This window comes from Pedobacter sp. WC2501 (assembly GCF_052682415.1).
In genome coordinates, this window is record NZ_JBQZFI010000001.1 from 1,754,912 (window position 1) to 1,771,723 (window position 16,812).

11 protein-coding genes and 1 tRNA gene are annotated in these 16,812 nt (G+C 40.1%); 10 read left to right on the forward strand and 2 right to left on the reverse strand.

Annotated features, from left to right (window positions below):
* Positions 1 to 58: 58 nt before the first annotated feature.
* The 10 genes from ACUN24_RS07645 to ACUN24_RS07690 all read left to right on the forward strand — a co-directional run bounded on the left by ACUN24_RS07645 (position 59) and on the right by ACUN24_RS07690 (position 13,956).
* Positions 59 to 135 (forward strand) — tRNA-Asn (locus ACUN24_RS07645).
* Between the two features lie 709 nt (positions 136 to 844).
* Positions 845 to 1,438 carry an RNA polymerase sigma factor gene (locus tag ACUN24_RS07650; RefSeq protein WP_445561950.1) on the forward strand — a complete coding sequence of 198 codons (594 nt, stop codon included), beginning with the start codon at positions 845 to 847 and terminating at the stop codon, positions 1,436 to 1,438.
* Between the two features lie 200 nt (positions 1,439 to 1,638).
* Positions 1,639 to 2,802 carry a FecR family protein gene (locus ACUN24_RS07655; protein WP_445561951.1) on the forward strand — a complete coding sequence of 388 codons (1,164 nt, stop codon included), beginning with the start codon at positions 1,639 to 1,641 and terminating at the stop codon, positions 2,800 to 2,802.
* Between the two features lie 16 nt (positions 2,803 to 2,818).
* On the forward strand, positions 2,819 to 3,736 hold the full coding sequence (locus tag ACUN24_RS07660; RefSeq protein ID WP_445561952.1) for a TlpA family protein disulfide reductase: 918 nt from the start codon (positions 2,819 to 2,821) through the stop codon (positions 3,734 to 3,736).
* A gap of 176 nt (positions 3,737 to 3,912) precedes the next feature.
* Complete coding sequence (locus ACUN24_RS07665) at positions 3,913 to 7,539, forward strand: SusC/RagA family TonB-linked outer membrane protein (protein ID WP_445561953.1); 3,627 nt, start codon at positions 3,913 to 3,915, stop codon at positions 7,537 to 7,539.
* 20 nt (positions 7,540 to 7,559) lie between these two features.
* Entirely contained in the window at positions 7,560 to 9,056 is a 1,497-nt protein-coding gene (locus ACUN24_RS07670) for a RagB/SusD family nutrient uptake outer membrane protein (protein WP_445561954.1), read from the forward strand.
* A gap of 41 nt (positions 9,057 to 9,097) precedes the next feature.
* Positions 9,098 to 10,387: a TlpA family protein disulfide reductase gene (locus ACUN24_RS07675; protein WP_445561955.1), complete on the forward strand. Its 1,290-nt coding sequence runs from the start codon at positions 9,098 to 9,100 to the stop codon at positions 10,385 to 10,387.
* A 17-nt stretch (positions 10,388 to 10,404) separates the two neighbouring features.
* Complete coding sequence (locus tag ACUN24_RS07680) at positions 10,405 to 11,625, forward strand: TlpA family protein disulfide reductase (RefSeq protein WP_445561956.1); 1,221 nt, start codon at positions 10,405 to 10,407, stop codon at positions 11,623 to 11,625.
* Between the two features lie 45 nt (positions 11,626 to 11,670).
* Positions 11,671 to 13,086 (forward strand): redoxin domain-containing protein, encoded by a 1,416-nt coding sequence (locus ACUN24_RS07685; protein WP_445561957.1) that lies wholly within the window; start codon positions 11,671 to 11,673, stop codon positions 13,084 to 13,086.
* A 372-nt stretch (positions 13,087 to 13,458) separates the two neighbouring features.
* The gene (locus ACUN24_RS07690) at positions 13,459 to 13,956 is read left to right on the forward strand and encodes a GNAT family N-acetyltransferase (protein WP_445561958.1); all 498 of its coding nucleotides are present in this window, start codon (positions 13,459 to 13,461) and stop codon (positions 13,954 to 13,956) included.
* A 387-nt stretch (positions 13,957 to 14,343) separates the two neighbouring features.
* Here ACUN24_RS07690 and ACUN24_RS07695 read toward each other — a convergent pair whose 3' ends face one another.
* Both ACUN24_RS07695 and ACUN24_RS07700 read right to left on the reverse strand, forming a co-directional pair.
* On the reverse strand, positions 14,344 to 15,105 hold the full coding sequence (locus tag ACUN24_RS07695; RefSeq protein WP_445561959.1) for a DUF4982 domain-containing protein: 762 nt from the start codon (positions 15,103 to 15,105) through the stop codon (positions 14,344 to 14,346).
* Complete coding sequence (locus tag ACUN24_RS07700; RefSeq protein ID WP_445561960.1) at positions 15,102 to 16,763, reverse strand: glycoside hydrolase family 2 TIM barrel-domain containing protein; 1,662 nt, start codon at positions 16,761 to 16,763, stop codon at positions 15,102 to 15,104. Before ACUN24_RS07700 ends, ACUN24_RS07695 begins: the two co-directional genes overlap by 4 nt.
* Positions 16,764 to 16,812: the final 49 nt, after the last annotated feature.

Below are 16,812 nucleotides of genomic sequence, written 5' to 3' on the forward strand. Positions count from 1 at the left end.
AACAAGGGTATATGTGCTGCAAAGTTTAAATAACCTCGTTTTAGGAAACAACCAGCACTCCTTCTTAGCTCAGCTGGTTAGAGCATCTGACTGTTAATCAGAGGGTCGCTGGTTCGAGCCCAGCAGAGGGAGCCAAAACCTACAACGAAAGTTGTAGGTTTTTTGCGTTTAGGACTGGGCGAGAAGTTTATCTTGAGCGCAGACGAAAGGAGCCCAGCAGAGGGAGCCAAAACCTACAATGAAAGTTGTAGGTTTTTTGCGTTTAGGACTGGGTGAGAAGTTTATCTTGAGCGCAGACGAAAGGAGCCCAGCAGAGGGAACTCAGATTTTTAAGTTTGAAAATCACATAAAATCCCATTTATAGCAATAGGATGGGTTTTTTTATTTCCATAATAGGAAGTTTCCTACTCCATTTTGTCCTTTCAATAGCCAAACAATGTTAAGTTTTACATGAAAATTGTCGAATTTAACGTAGGGATTTTAAAAATATTTAACAAATAAAATCCCCGAGATTTAGGACTTACGGTGTCCATAAACATAATTTTTAGGCTGTTCCGTTTTATAAGCTCAAGATTTCTGAGGATATTTTTGAAATTAAACATTTTAACAAATGGAAATCAGAACTTATTATAGTCTGTGTTGTGAAATTTAGTATTATTGCGATTAAAAAGCTTTAAAATTAGGCTGTTCCGTTTTATAAGCTCAAAATTTCTTCTAATTGAGGATATTTTTGAAAGTTTAAACACTTTAACAAATGGAACTCAGAACTTATTATAGCCTGTATTGTGAAATTGAGTATTATTGCGCTTGAAAAGCGGTAAATTTATACCATAACAACTATTGCATGTCTGTCAAACCTCTTGATAACGAAGCTGAAATACTTGCCAAGATAGCCAAGGGTGATAAACATGCTTTTGAAATCTTATTCAAAAACTACCATAAGTATATTCTTGCGTTCAGTAAAAAGATAACCCGGTCTGATGATTTAGCCAAAGAAATTGTTCAGGACGTTTTTTTAAAAATCTGGTTAGGTAGAGAAAAGCTACAGACTCTGGAGACCTTTAGTGCTTATTTAAACACAATAGTACGTCACCAATGTTTTAATGCGCTTCGTCAGCTTTCTCAGGAAATCAAATCTAATGAAGTCTTTAGATTGAAGGCTAGTAGCTCAAGCGATTCTACAGCGCATGAGCTGGATTACCGGGAGGCGGAAAATATACTGAATAAGGCGATTGAAACATTGTCCCCCCAACAAAGGATGGTATATGTACTCTGTCATCAAGAAGGTTTGAAATACGATGAGGCGGCAATTAAAATGGGTATTTCTCCCCAAACCGTTCATTCCTATATGAAGGATGCGTTAAAAAAGATTAGGGCACATTTCAAAAAACATGCAGTTACATATACCGTTTTCATTCTCAGCCTTTTCAGATCGTAATTTACGTTTACCCATGTTACTAGAAGAGCTTGATAAGCGTATCAAATGCGCTGGATTGTTTTTTTAAAAAAAAATTAAATACGCTGATAATCAGAATCTTAAATAATTTATTTTTTTCTGATACCCCCTCGCAATTGAGTTATGTGTCAATGTTATTAAAATGTTAAGTTACCTTAACACGACGATAATATTGATATGCAATGAATAATATACGGCTTCGGGAACTACTTAAACTCTATCTTGATAATTCTGCTTCAGATTTAGAACAATCAGAATTATGGGATTATGTTAACGACCCTTTTTATGATGCTGAATTCAAAGATTTAATTGGTCAGGCTTTCGATCAGCAAATTGAAGGTGAAGCGCTTACCGAATCAGAGCAACGAAATTTTCTGGATTTAATATATGCTAAAGACAAACCTGTTACCGGGAGATTTATAGCAATATGGCCGCGTATGGCTGGCATTGCCGCCGCCATTGCTTTAATGGTTTTAGGTCTTTACTTCTTTAACTACAAAAATGATAAGCATGCTCAAAATGATGTTTTTGCAGCACAGGATAGAAATCCCGGATCTTTTGGTGCAACCCTGACTTTAGCAAATGGTAAAAAGATCAAACTTTCTGATGCTGCCAATGGTGAAATTGCTAAAGAGGCTGGTGTTAGTGTAACTAAAAAAGCGGGTGGACAGCTTGTTTATGAAATCAAAGGAACAGTTGGCAATCCGGATCAGGTTAATACATTAAGTACCGCCAAGGGGGAAGCCTACATCTTAACATTACCTGACAAAAGTAAAGTTTGGCTTAACGCGGCCTCAAGTTTAACCTACTCTGCTAGCCTGAACGAGCATGGGATGCGGAGAGTTAAGCTTGAAGGTGAAGCCTATTTTGAAATTTTTAAGGACAAAGTCCATCCTTTTATTGTGCAAACGGCTAACCAGGAAGTAGAAGTATTAGGAACACATTTTAACGTGAATAGCTATAAAGATGAGCCTGGAATTGCGACAACCTTACTGGAAGGTTCAGTTAAGGTGAAAGCCGGTGGTTCATTAAAAATAATTAAGCCGGGCGAGCAGGCAATAAATAAATCGGGGACTATGGAAGTACGGAAAGTTGATCTGGACGATGTAGTGGACTGGAAAAATGGTGATTTTTATTTGAACCATATAGATTTTAAAATAGCCATGAGAAAAATTGCCAGGTGGTACGATATGGAAATTATTTATGATGAAACTGTTCCCGATAATATGGAATCTGGCGGTTGGATATCAAGAGATAAGCCCTTATCAACTGTGCTCAAATCCATAGAAGCTTCCGGCCTGGTTAAGTTTAAGGTCGAAGGTCGAAAAATCTATGTAAGACAATAATTAAAAATTGAAAAATATGAAGCGATACATTTTCATTATAATCATCTGCCAGTTGGCATTTTCAGCATTTGCGCAGGACAATCATCCGGTTTCCTGGAATTTCAGCAGTGAAAAGATTGCACCTTTAACCTATCAGATCAAATTACACGCCACTGTAAAAGAGCCTTATCATATTTATCCTCAAGGTTCGGCCGGGGGTATGGGAATGCCTACTGAATTTTTGTTTGATCAAAACGACAATGTAGAATTTGTTGGTGAGATGCAGGAAAAAGGTGACGAACAAAAAGATGAAGCACACTTATCCTATTATTCAAAAGGTGTAACCTTTACGCAGTCCGTCAAATTGAAGTCTGAGCAGCAGACTACATTGGCCTTCACCATTAAATTCATGGCATGCACCAGGCAGATGTGTCTTCCGCCGTCAAAGAAACAGTTTACCCTGAGTTTAGATGATCAGGGCAAGGATGCCGGAGTAGTTAAAAATGAAGATACCGCCATTTCCTCGAACAAAGCGGTCAGCGCTTCTAAATACGAAGACTTTGTGTTGGCTGATATGAATGGCAAAATGATCTCCTCTAAAAACATCACCTCAAAAAGTAAATATACTTTCATCGATTTTTGGGCCAGCTGGTGTGTACCCTGCAGAGCTCAAGGGCACGAACTGATTACAATATACAATACATACAAGTCAAAAGGTTTTGAGGTGATTGCAGTATCATTGGACTCTGATGCCAAGGCCTGGAGGAAAGCCGTTGAGGCGGATGGATATAAATGGACAAACTTAAGTGATGGGAAGGGGTTTGAATCTGCCATTAGTAAAAAATATAACATCACTGCTATCCCTAGAAATTTGTTAATCGATCAGAAAGGAAACATTATTGCAATGGACTTGCATGGAAAAGAACTGGAAGCAAAACTGAATGAACTATTTTAAATAAACCTAAGTATTCACCTAAACCAACCAACATGCGCAAAAATCTACTATAATACCAAAAAAAGAAACCAGTTCCAACAAAGTTAGAACTGGAAAAGCTTGGAATAACTATAAGTCAACTACAGCAACCTGTCCGTCGAAAGTTAGGTATGCTGTACATAAACCAAACTAAACAAATGTATAAAATTTCTAACAGATACTGGGAGACGTATGCATCTTCCAATTCAAAACTCATGCTGATTATGCGCTTAACCACCGTAATATTAATAGCATCCATTTTGCAGGTTAGCGCAGCTTCCTTTGGCCAGCAAATTACCATCAACCGAAAAAATGCTTCTTTGGAATCGCTCCTGAAAGATATCAGGAAGCAGAGTCAATATGATTTCTTTTATGAGGGAAAAATTATTCCCAGGAACAAATCTGTTGATATAAGTTTAAAGAACGCAGACATCAATGAGGCGCTAAAAAGAGTGCTTGCCGGCTCGTCGTTAACTTATACTATTGATGGGAAAATTGTGACCATAAAAAAACAGAACGAACCTACCCTAATGGATAAGATGATTGCTGTACTTGAACGTATAGATGTCCGTGGAAAGGTTGTGGATGAAAATGGAAAACCGATGTCCGGTGCTTCGGTATTTGTTGAAGATTCAAATATTAAGACAACTACCAATGAGAAAGGGGAATTTTATTTGCAGGATGTAAGTGATCATGCGACTATAATTATTGGCTATGTGGGGTATCTACCTGTTGAACGACCCGCAGCTCGTGAACTGGGTACAATAAAGATGGAACTTTCAACCGGGCAACTTAAAGAAGTTGAGGTGAAGTTCAATACAGGATATCAGCAAATATCAAGGGAACGTGCTGCCGGTTCATTCGCCAAACCTGATTTGAAGGTGATGATGAACAGAACAGGCACGCCAAATATTCTTCAGCGTCTTGAGGGCTTAGTTCCGGAATTACTGGTGAATGCCCAGGCAATTAACCAAACGAGTGCTGCGAATATGGACGGTGGTCGTGCCGGATTATTGGTGCGTGGGCAAAGTTCAATTCCAACTGTTACCCCCGGTACCGCTCCGCTTACTTCAACAGCTCCTCTAATTGTTGTTGATGGCATTGAGTTTAACGGGGATATTACCCAGATAAATATGCAGGATGTAGAAGATATAACGATTCTTAAAGATGCAACTTCCGCTTCCATCTGGGGAGCAAAAGCTGCTAATGGTGTAATTGTAATTATTACAAAAAAAGGTAAGGCAGGTGAAAAACTGAAGATTGACTATGACGGATATTACGCTTTCCTGGGGCGGCCGAATCTTGATTATGTTCCACGGCTAAATTCACAGCAGTTTATCGCAGTTAACAGGGAATTGTTTCCGCAGTATTTGCAATTCAATGATGATTATGCAGCAGTTGCGCAAAATTTTGGTTCTTTGCCGCATCTAAAAATTCAATATGACCGTGCCAGGGGCTTAATTACGCAGGCTCAGGCCGACTTTAAACTAGATAGTTTAGCGAACCTTTCTAATACGGGTCAGATTGCAGACCTTTTTGTTCGAGATGCCGCCACCTTAAACCAAACGGTTTCTGTTTCGGGTGGCAGCAAGGTACACACCTTTTACGGATCGATAAATCACATAGGCACCCAAAATAATACCCCGGGAACGGAGGATAATCAATATAAGATCAACTTAAATAACAATTTTGTATTTGGTAAAAGAGTTACGGTTTCGGTTAATGCCGACCTGACGAATACAGTTAGAAAGAATCGAAATACTTATAGTCCGGAGCGTGATATTGTTCCTTATCAGATGTTTAAGGATGCAAACGGTAATCCGCTAAACATAAATTATTTAAATGGTCTGCAAGAGAGAAATGGAATCGTTGCAGTCCCTGATTCCCTCAGGGACATTTACCAATCAAAAAGCAGGATTAATTTAGATTATAATCCAATCCTTGAAAAAGATCGTTCCTACAGTACCTCTAATGGTTTATATGCCAGGTTAGTAGGAAGCTTAAAAGTAAATATACTGGAGGGACTTGATTTTCAAGGTACATATGGCTACAACGTGGCTAATACCAATACCCGGGAAATCCGGGACCAGAATAATTATGAAATGAGAATGCAGGTGATGCAGTTTACGCAGGCTGTAAACTCTTCGGTTATTCCGGTATATAACATCCCGGCTATTGGCGGTAGGTTAAACGTGGAGACCATTGAATCAAAGGAATGGACTTTACGAAACCAGTTGTTCTATAACCACGCCTGGAATAAACATCAGCTCTCCTTAATGGCCGGGCAACAGGCAACCAGTAGTACACCAGTCAACACAACAGGTACTTATTATGGATGGGATGATCAACTTCAAACTTCCAGACCGGTAGACCTTGCCACCTTAGCGGCTGGAATTAACGGGGCTGTAGCAGGTAGTATAGATCTTCCAGGTAATAATGTTGGCGGCGGTGAAGGGCGAATTGCCAGGACCACTTCCTATTATGCCAATTTAGGTTACACTTTCGACAGAAAGTATACCCTGAACGCAAGCTGGCGGATTGATGAGAGTAATTTATTTGGCAGGGATAAATCTGCACAAAACAGACCGGTGTACAGTATCGGTAGTAAATGGGCATTAGGTAGTGAACAATTTATGCAGCCGCTTAACTGGTTAAACAGGTTGGATGTTCGCTTAACCTATGGGATAACAGGAAATGCACCATTTGCCGGAACGGCAGCATCCTACGATATTTTATCGGCACAAAACGACCCTAACTATGTTACTGGGGCAGGCTATATATTGTCTTCTCCCGCAAATACCAAGCTGACCTGGGAAGGTACGCGAGTGTATAACGCAGGGATAGATTTTGCAATATTTAAGGACAGGTTGAGCGGATCTATTGACGGTTATATCAGGAAGACCGAAGATTTGATCGGTCGGCTGTCTACGTCGCCGCTTACTGGTTATGACAATGTAATAGGTAACTATGGGAATATGCAGAATAAAGGTATTGATATCGGTTTAACTTCTACCAATATTATGACCAGAGATTTTACATGGAGTAGTGGTTTTACATTTAGCTATAACAAGAATAAACTAACAGTACTTAGAGAAAATGCGCCTACAACAGGCGAAGCCTTAGTTGGTACAGACAGGCTCGTTGGCTATCCATTGTCTACAAGTTTTGTTTACAACTACGGCGGTTTGAATTCCGTTGGCGATCCGCAGATCAGGCGTGCCGATGGCAGTGTCACTGCTGAAACTAGTGTAGCCTTACCGGAAGACATCCTGTATATGGGAACTACACAACCTGTTTGGTCTGGTGGACTGCAGAATAGCTTTCAATATAAGTCTATTGGATTGAGTGCGAATATTATTTATAATGGTGGACATGTAATGGCAACTAACCGGAATCCAACCACCAACGACCAAATAATTGGACAGAATAGTTTACAACTGGGTTTCTTAGACCGTTGGAAGATTCCAGGCGACGAAAATAGGACAGACATCCCGAGATATGTTCCTTCGGGTGAATTGGCTGGGGCACGTAATTTAAGTTATTACACCAATTCTCAGCAGTCTATTTTAAACGCCTCGTACATAAAGCTTAGGGACATTACACTCTCGTATAGCCTACCAAGGCTTGTGGCGAATAAAATTAATGCTCAAGCCATTTCTTTTAGGCTCCAGGTGAATAACCTGTTGTTATGGACAGCTAATAACGAAGGTATGGATCCGGAATTTACTGGCGCGACACGTAATGCGCAAGGTACAATTAGTTTGGGTGCTCATATTACCTTTTAATGATTAATAACTTGACGGATATGAAAATTTTTAAAAAATATATTTTAGGTTCGATGCTCTTTATAGCGATAATCTTACAGATTTCCTGTAAAAAGGAATTTCTGGAAGTAATACCTAAAGGCCAAACAATTGCAATAACTACTGCAGATTATGAAAAGATCCTGAATGCAAATTATCTTGCTACCAGTTTTAGTGCCAGTGTTTACAGGGGAGATGAGATTTCTGCATTACAGCCTTATTTTAATTCCATGAGCGGACTTACTCATAGAAGGATGCAGCGTCTTTTTAGGTACGACGACCGGGTGTATGATGCGGATCAGCTGCCTGATGAGATTACAGATGAAAATAATTACATACGCAAGCTTTACCTTTTTAATAAGGTTATCAATGAAGTGATGGATTCAGAGGGGGGGACCGAAGCACAAAAACTCGCATTACGGGCAGAAGCCAAAGCGGGTAGGGCAATCTGTAATTTTATGTTTCTCTCTGATTTCACCAAGCCCTATAATGCTGCTACTGCAGCTACAGATTTAGGCATTCCAAGCCTGACCATTGCAGATGTAACGCAAAAGGACTTTAAACGGCAGACCTTACAGCAAGGTTATGATTTAGTGTTGAAGGACTTAACAGATGCTTTACCAGATTTGGGGATTATTACGCACCGACGTAAAATTTCAAAGTTGGTGGCTGAATTCTATCTGGCAAGGGTTTATATGGCTATGAATAATTACCCGGCAGCAAAATCACATATAGATGCCGCTTTTCTGGAAAAGTCTAAGTCTGCAATACCGCTTGAATTGTACGACTTTACTGTAGTCCTTAACCCTGATGATCAAGACGCCCCAGGTTCATGGTTTCCTGATAGTGGTTTTGGTCTTGATAATGAGCCGCTTGCTGCTAATAATACGGAGGTTATTTATAATATTACATCAGGATGGTTCCAATTTCAAGCTGTTGATGTCTTTGTCTTCAGCCCTGAAACAGCGAATTTATATGATCCAATGGATAGACGTTTGAGTTTATATACTCCGTATGAAATTTTCTCCAGTGAAATCCATCCTAAGGGAATGAGACGCAGGACATCCGGATTCTTTACAGGAATTGATGTTGGTCCTTCTTTACCTGACATGTATTTGATGCGTGCGGAATGTAGTGCCCGCGCTAATGATTTGGCAGGTGCTGTGGCCGATTTAGAGATCTTGCGGGAAAAAAGAATTTCCGGAACAGCGGCGGCCAAAGTACCGTTGAATATTGCTTCGAGTCAGCAGACTCTGGTGCGGTTTATTTTGGATGAACGTATCCGTGAATTTGCCATTACAGGTTTGCGTTGGTTAGATATGCGCCGCCTTTCTCAGGATCCGGTTTACAGCAGCCACGTTGATTATGTCCATGAAATTTATAACGCGGATGGTAGTCTGGCAACCAGTTACTCTTTCAAGGAAAGGCCACAAAGATTTGCTTTGAAATTTGGCGAGCGCATGCTTAACGAAAGTAACGGCTTAGAAGATAACCCCTAGCAAATATATTTTATTATGGTTGACATAAAAATCACATACAGATGAAAAAAATAATATTATTCCTTTTGATTTCCAGCTCGGCCTGGGCTCAGCAAACGAACAAAAGCAAGTACAATTATGATGATTTTAAACTCCTTGTTAAAGTAGAAGACAAGGAGAAGTACTATCAGGAAATGCTTCAGGAAAAACCTGTAGATAAGGCCAAGGATGCTCAATATAGCGACTACAGGAATTTATTGGCTGTAGAATGGCTGGCCAAAGGAAACTTGAAGCGATACCAGTATTACACTAAAAACGGTCCGGAATTTTCCTTCCCCGATCTGATTGATTTTACCTATGCCCTGGAGTACCTGGTAGAAGACAGTAAGAACTTAAGTCTTGTCGAACAAGTTTCCCGGGAATACATTGAAAGGCTTGATAAAGCCAAGACAAATGATGAACTAACTTTGGACAGAATGCAGGTACTCCTGGAAGTAAATGCAATGGCCAATGCCAGATTGGGTAATGTAGACGTAGCGTTGAAAAATATAGGACGCTCTTCAACGATCAGCGGCATGAGGGATGGAATGTATTTTAAAGACTCAAAGTCCAATTACCTGAACCGTTACGCTATTGTTTTAGCTGCAGCAGGCCAGCAACAAAAAGCTTTGGATTTACTCACTGAGGCTGTAAGAAATGCGGACTCAAACCCAAGGTTGGTGGCTACCCTGAGAGAAGTTTATAGAAAAGTGAAGGGAAATGACAATGGATTAGAAGATCTAATCAAATCCCTGCAAGATGAGGCCTATCAAAAGTATTATAAGGAAGTTGAAAAATTATATATCGCAGATAGTAAAATACCATTTCAGGGGGATATTGCTGATCCAAATCCGGAGAACAAGGGCGAAAAAATGACTGTTTTTACAGCTAAACAGCATGCAAAAGATGTATCGCTGACAGACTTGAATGGCAAGACTGTAAATTTAGTTGATTATCAGGGAAAGATCCTGGTGCTCGATTTCTGGACCACCGTGTGTACGCCTTGTGTCGCGGCTTTTGCCGGCTTTGAAAAGGTGGTAGCGGATTACAAGAAGGACGAATTCCAGCTTTTTGTGGTCAATCTTTTTGAAAAGCAGCCAAAAATTAAAAGCTCCATAGCGAAAAAAGGGATCTCCCTCGATGTTTTGCGCGACGAGCCTAACAAAGCATACGACATTCAGGCCACGCCCACTAAGATTGTTTTTGATTCATTAGGTAACATCAGATTTTATGGTGCTGGTTATGCCGGTTCTACAGACAGGGAATACTATAAGTTAAAAGCGATGGTTGAAATCATCAAGGCACGCAGTTAATACATCATCGAGAAAAAATGAAAAAGCTAATTTTATTATTGTTATTGTGTACGGGCTCAGCTTACGCCCAGCGGACATCACAGCAGCTTGCTAAAGAGTTCAGTGCAATTGTGAAGGTAGAAGATGAAGAGCGTTTTTATAATGACTTGATCGCGAAGAGTCCTGCCGACCCTGCCAAGCCAGATCAATACAACGAATATCGTGCGCAGCTTGCAGTAGATTGGTTGATTAAAGGAAATATTGATAAATATAAATTCTATAAAAATACCAATCCTAAGTTTACTGCACTCCAATTATTTGATCTGAGCAATCTACTGGAGTATTGGGTGGACGACAATAAGAATGTAGCTGTAGTGGAGCAGATTTCAAAACAAATCTTAGCTGAGATACAAAAGAAAATGCACGATGATACGTTTGGACGGACTAGCATTTTGCTTGAAGTAAACGCGATGGCTAATGCGAGATTGGGGAATATCGATCTGGCGATGAAGAATATTAAAAAGTCAGGTGATAGTGAAACGTTCAGGGACATTCCTTATTTCAGAAATAGTAAGGCCAATTACCTCAATCGTCTTGGTGCAATCTTATCTGCAGCTGGTGAGCATCAACGTGCATTAGATACCTTATCTAATGCAGTACGTACTGCCACCTCAACACCTAAGACGCTGGTTACCTTAAAAGCAGTTTATCAGAAAGCCAGGGGTAACAGTTCGGGGGTGGAAAAGTATATCGCTGCATTGCAAGATGAAGCTTATCAGGAAATTACAAAGGAGGTAGAGAAGGAATGGATTGCAGACACCAAACCTGCACCTGATGTTACTTTGACAGATATGAATGGCAAGGCGGTTAAGTTGTCTGATTATAAGGGAAAAATAGTCGTGATTGATTTTTGGAGTACAGTTTGTAAACCTTGTATCGCAGCATTTCCTGCATTCGAACGGGCTACTGATTTTTACAAAGATGAACCCTTTCAGCTTTTTGTTATTAATGAGGGCGAGACCCCGGATGTTGCAAAGCCATATTTGGATAAGAAAGGCTATAAGCTCAATGTATTATTTGAGAATGATGAAGCCATTTTTAAAGCTTTGGGTGCTCTCGGTACGCCTGAGAAATTTATCATCGATGCCAACGGAAATATCAACCAAACGGGGATAGGCTACGAAGGTTCGGACGATAAGGAGTTCTATAAATTAAAAGCGATGGTTGAGCTTACTAAAGCACGATCATCAGGAAAGTAGTTCTGTTGAATAACAAAATTGAAGTGAGGAATGACATACTATAACATGAAAAAAATAATTCTAGCTATTTTGATGCTTAGTTCCTTAAGCATGATGGCGCAACAAGGGGAAGAACCAGCGTTTGATTTAAAATTGAAGGCATTAAGGAGTGAAAAAAATGTGACGGTTCGCCAGCAAAAGATAAAGGCTCTGGAAAATGGTTCAGATGAAGATCTAATGGTATTAATACAATATTATGATAAAAATCCAGCTAAAAAAGAAGCCCTAACTAAAACGCTACAAAAAAAATACCCGATAAGTCAGTATGCAAGAATGATGAGGATGGTGTCATTTTTAAAATTTAGAGGAATTCCAGAAATGGAAATACATCTTCAATCGTTGGTAAAAGAGTATCCAAACCTCAATCTTGACATGGAGAAGAGTATGTTGTCCAGTGCATATGCGGAAGAACCAAACTCAGAAAAGGTACTCCAGCATATTAATGCTATGGAGGATCCTGCGTTCAGATTGAAGGCTTTAACAATGGCAGTTGAATCGATGGGAGCTATTGACAACGCTATGGCTTTGGAACTTGCTACAGGAAAATTAGAGGAGGCAAAAAAATTAAAAGGCAAAACTGCGTTAATTGAACCTTTGAAGATTGACCCGAAAGCGGCCTATTACGATTACATAAACCTGTATGGTAAGTTACTTTTCAATGCCGGTAAATATGACGAGGCCTATCCATACACGGCAGAAGCCTATAACAATATTAAAGAAAGAGATGAGGAACTGATCGAAAACCATGCTTTCCTATCTAGTCTGAATGGCAAGTACCAGGAGGCTTTACCAATTTTAGCTAAGGCAGTGAAAGAGGGTAAATTCGATCAAAAATATGTTGAACAGGTAAGAAAGGGATACGCGACATTAAATCCAGGTAAGGATGTTGACGCTTATATCGCAGAGTTGAAGAGCGTTTTTATTGACAAGATTAAAATGCATGTTTCAAAATTATTGATTAATGAGGCTGCACCCAATTTCACGGTTAAAGATGTAAATGGTAAAACTGTTTCGTTAGCAGATTTTAAAGGTAAAACCATTGTGCTGGATTTCTGGGCTACCTGGTGTGGGCCATGTGTGGCTTCGTTCCCCGCAATGCAAATGGCTGTAAACCGGTATGTCAATGACCCTAATGTTAAATTCTTATTCATCCATACCTGGGAAAATGATCCGAACCCTCTGGCTGATGCAAAAAACTTTCTGAGTAAGCACGATTACAAGTTTGATCTCTATATAGATCCCAGAGATCCGGTTACTAAGCATAGTCCAGCTGCTGATGCGTTTGGGATCGACGGCATACCGGCTAAATTTATCATTGACGGACAGGGTAGGGTTCGCTTTAAACTTTCCGGTTTTGAAGGTAAAAACGAAGCCGCAGCAGAAGAAGTAGTGCAAATGGTCGAGATGGCGCGTAAATCTTAGTTTACTTTATCTTAGTTACTCCTGTTCTCAATATCTTAAAAAGAAAATTTAATTGCTGTAGTAACTCTGCTCTTTAAAGAATTGAATATCCGTGTCAAAATAAAATTATAATTCATGCTTTCAAAAGGATGTATTATTATCGTTAATAATTAAAAAGCGGTTACAAATATTTAACGGGATTTCTTATCACTTCATGAGATATTTATCAAAAGCAATAAAAAGATTATCTTTATTATTTCCTCTTTCGTTAGAAAGAATAAATGAACATAAAAGAATTTTTATTACTGTTACGGCTGTGCCAATATGCCAGTTTGTTTGCACAAAATCCGGCTGCAAAACAGCTACGTTATTAACCCGCATCTAAATAGTTATATGATAGAAATAATCCAAGCATCAATAGCAGACATTCCCTTAATTCAGGGAATAGCCCATCAAACATGGCCGGCAACATTTAGCACCATTATATCAGCAGGCAAGATGAATTATATGCTTAAGTTAATGTACAGCACTGAATCGTTGACAGAACAAATAGAAAAAAACGGGCATCACTTCATTTTGGCAAAAAACAATCAAAATTGTGTTGGCTTTGCATCTTACGAATTGAACTACAAAAATAGTAAAACCACGAAAATTCATAAACTCTATGTATTGCCAGAAACCCAGGGTCAAGGCATTGGGAAACTATTGACCAACGAAATAACAGAACTGGCAAAGCAAGGTGCTAATAATGTTTTATCTCTGAACGTAAATAGAAACAACCCGTCGATCCAATTTTACGAGAAGTTTGGTTTCAACAAGATCCGGGAAGGAAATGAACCAATAGGAAGCGGTTACATGATGGAATATTACGTAATGGAGAAACAGCTTTAAAATTTCCGCCCTATATACACAATATCCGCTATGAAAAGAAAGGGCGAAGAATATGAGACGGATCTGGCGGATAATTATTCGCCGTGATATCCTTCTCAGTAGATTGACAGGCTGCATATTATTTACTGTTAAAAACAAGGGTCGGATGAAAGGATGATGTGGCACAGGCATTGAACCACGTAGCTCATGGACGAAAAACGACTGACTGTGTAAAACTAAATCCGCATGGTCTAATCTCAGATCATGCGGGTTATCGCGTAGTCGAAAACCTTAAATTTGAATATCAAAAAAGCTGATTTTTGTTTCTCCTAACTGTCCACTGTTATTTTCTGAGCCTCGATCTGTCTGGGCCGTGGCAGGAAGAAAGTACTTACATAACCAATTGGTTTATTTAATCCTAATTGGCAATGATGCAGAAGGTAAGCCATCGGCTGTTGCTGTTATCGTTACTGTACCCGGTTTATTTTTAGCACCAATAATTGCCAAGGCCAGACCATTGAATGCTTTACGATGATCGGCTTTGAACGATTCGTGGCTGGTTTGGCTTCCATTATCAACACCTGCCAGGAAGCTATCGGCCCCTGATAATTTGAATTTGACATCATTATCCGCATTAGGCACCATTATACCGTTCTTATCTACAATTTTAACCGTGATAAAAGAAAGATCATGATCGTTTGAACGTATGCTGCTCCTGTCGGCACTTAATTCTATCCTGGCTGGCGCGCCCGCAGTTTTAACTTCGGTAGTTTTTACCACTTTGCCATTTTTCCGCGATACGGCTTTTAAGGTGCCCGGCTCATAGGTTACTTTCCAGGCAATGTGCAGACTGTCCCCTTGTTTTGATTTTGTACCTAATGATTTGCCATTCAAAAACAGTTCAACCTCATCGGCATTACTGTAATAGGCCCAAACATCAACTACTTTACCAGCATCCCAGTTCCAGTGCGGTAATATGTGGAGCACTGTTTTATTGGTCCATTCGCCCTGGTATAAATAATAAACGTCCTTAGGGAAGCCAGCCAGATCTACTATCCCGAAGTATGAACTGCGGGATGGCCATTGGTAAGGCCATGGTTCGCCTATATAATCAAACCCGGTCCAAACGAACTGGCCCGACAGAAAAGCATGTTTTTTATATATTTTCAAGGTTTCCTCGTGGGTATGGCCCCAGGGGCCGAAATATTATCATAAGCATTAACGGTATGATCAGCATTCATTTTCCAACTTACCTTTTTGCCATTCACTACCCCGCCTCCCGGCCAACGTTTAATGGTATCGGGCGAAGTATTGTAAACACCGCGGCTTTCCAGCGCTGAAGCAGTTTCCGTACCAATGAATTTTTTACCGGGGTAATCCTTCTGGAAATTGGCCAGTTTATCGTTATGGTAATTATAGCCTAACAGGTCAACAGCTCCAGATTCAACAATTTTATTGCCCGGGCCAGGTTCGTTATTGCCTGTAGTGATTGGCCTTGTGGTATCCAGTTCGTGGATAATACCGGCAAGCTCACGGGCTATACGTGTCGCGCTGGTATCTCTTTGCTCCGGTATTTCATTTCCAATACTCCATATCATCACCGAAGGGTGGTTCCTGTCGCGCAGTATCTGATCTGTCAGGTCGCGCCTGTGCCATTCCTTAAAGAAAAGATGAGAGTCAAACTGAGGCCTCTTATGAACCTGCCATACGTCAAATGCTTCATCCATAATAATTAGGCCCATGCGGTCTGCAAGGTCTAAAAATGCTGGTGCGGGTGGGTTGTGTGAGGTGCGTATCGCATTTACGCCCATTTCCTTTAATATTTTAAACTGCCGTTCCAGCGCGTGTACATTAAATGCGGTGCCCAGCGCACCCAGGTCATGGTGTTGGCAAACGCCGTTTATTTTCATGGAAACACCGTTCAGGCTGAAACCTTTATCCGCATCAAAATTGAAATAACGGATACCCAGCGGTGTTTCATACTGATCAACCACTACGTTATTCACCAATATTTTAGTTTGTACTTTATATAGGAATGGTTTGTTAACCGACCATAATACCGGGTTATTAACACCGAAACTCTGGCTTACAGTAGTAACCGTATCCTTTAAACTAATGCCTGTAAGGGTTTTGCTTGCAACTACTTTACCATTGGCGTAAATGCTGCTTACAATATTGGCAATTTTGGCATTGCCTGCCGCATTTTTTATGCTAACGCTCAGGTTAACATCGGCATGGCTGGCGCTTACCTTTGGTGTGGTTACAAAAGTACCCCAATGGTTAACGGCAATTTTGTTGGTGCTGATCAGCCAGACATTGCGATAAATACCCGAACCAGAATACCAGCGAGAATTTGGCTGCAAAGAATTATCAGCCTTTACAGCTATCACATTTTTACCACCATAATTTAAATACGGCGTAAGCTCATATCTGAAACTGATATAACCGTTTGGTCTGTAACCTAAATGATGGCCGTTTATCCACACATCGCTTTTTTGATAAACACCGTCAAAAGCAATATAAATCAGTTTGCCTTTATCCGTTTGCGGGATGGTAAAGGTTTTACGGTACCAGCCTATACCGCCTGGTAAAGCACCGCCTTCCACAGTGGCCGGGTTTTCTTTTTTGAATTCGCCCTCTATGCTCCAGTCATGAGGTAAATTTAATTTTCGCCAGCTTGCATCATTAAAATCAATGTTTTGGCCGTTGGGTACGTCGCCCTGGTTAAACGTCCAGTTTTGATCAAAATCCAAAACCGATCGTCCACTTTGCGCATGCACAATGGCTGATAAACTGATCAGGATAAACAGGTATAGTAATTTTTTCATTTTGGTTAGAAATAATTATTAAATGTATCTATAACGTTTATTTATAACA

Coding starts and splice junctions, on each gene's coding strand:
- ACUN24_RS07650 (WP_445561950.1), top strand. CDS start 845: ATGTCTGTCAAACCTCTTGATAACGAAGCTGAAATACTTGCCAAGATA.
- ACUN24_RS07655 (WP_445561951.1), top strand. CDS start 1,639: ATGAATAATATACGGCTTCGGGAACTACTTAAACTCTATCTTGATAAT.
- ACUN24_RS07660 (WP_445561952.1), top strand. CDS start 2,819: ATGAAGCGATACATTTTCATTATAATCATCTGCCAGTTGGCATTTTCA.
- ACUN24_RS07665 (WP_445561953.1), top strand. CDS start 3,913: ATGTATAAAATTTCTAACAGATACTGGGAGACGTATGCATCTTCCAAT.
- ACUN24_RS07670 (WP_445561954.1), top strand. CDS start 7,560: ATGAAAATTTTTAAAAAATATATTTTAGGTTCGATGCTCTTTATAGCG.
- ACUN24_RS07675 (WP_445561955.1), top strand. CDS start 9,098: ATGAAAAAAATAATATTATTCCTTTTGATTTCCAGCTCGGCCTGGGCT.
- ACUN24_RS07680 (WP_445561956.1), top strand. CDS start 10,405: ATGAAAAAGCTAATTTTATTATTGTTATTGTGTACGGGCTCAGCTTAC.
- ACUN24_RS07685 (WP_445561957.1), top strand. CDS start 11,671: ATGAAAAAAATAATTCTAGCTATTTTGATGCTTAGTTCCTTAAGCATG.
- ACUN24_RS07690 (WP_445561958.1), top strand. CDS start 13,459: ATGATAGAAATAATCCAAGCATCAATAGCAGACATTCCCTTAATTCAG.
- ACUN24_RS07700 (WP_445561960.1), bottom strand. CDS start 16,763: ATGAAAAAATTACTATACCTGTTTATCCTGATCAGTTTATCAGCCATT.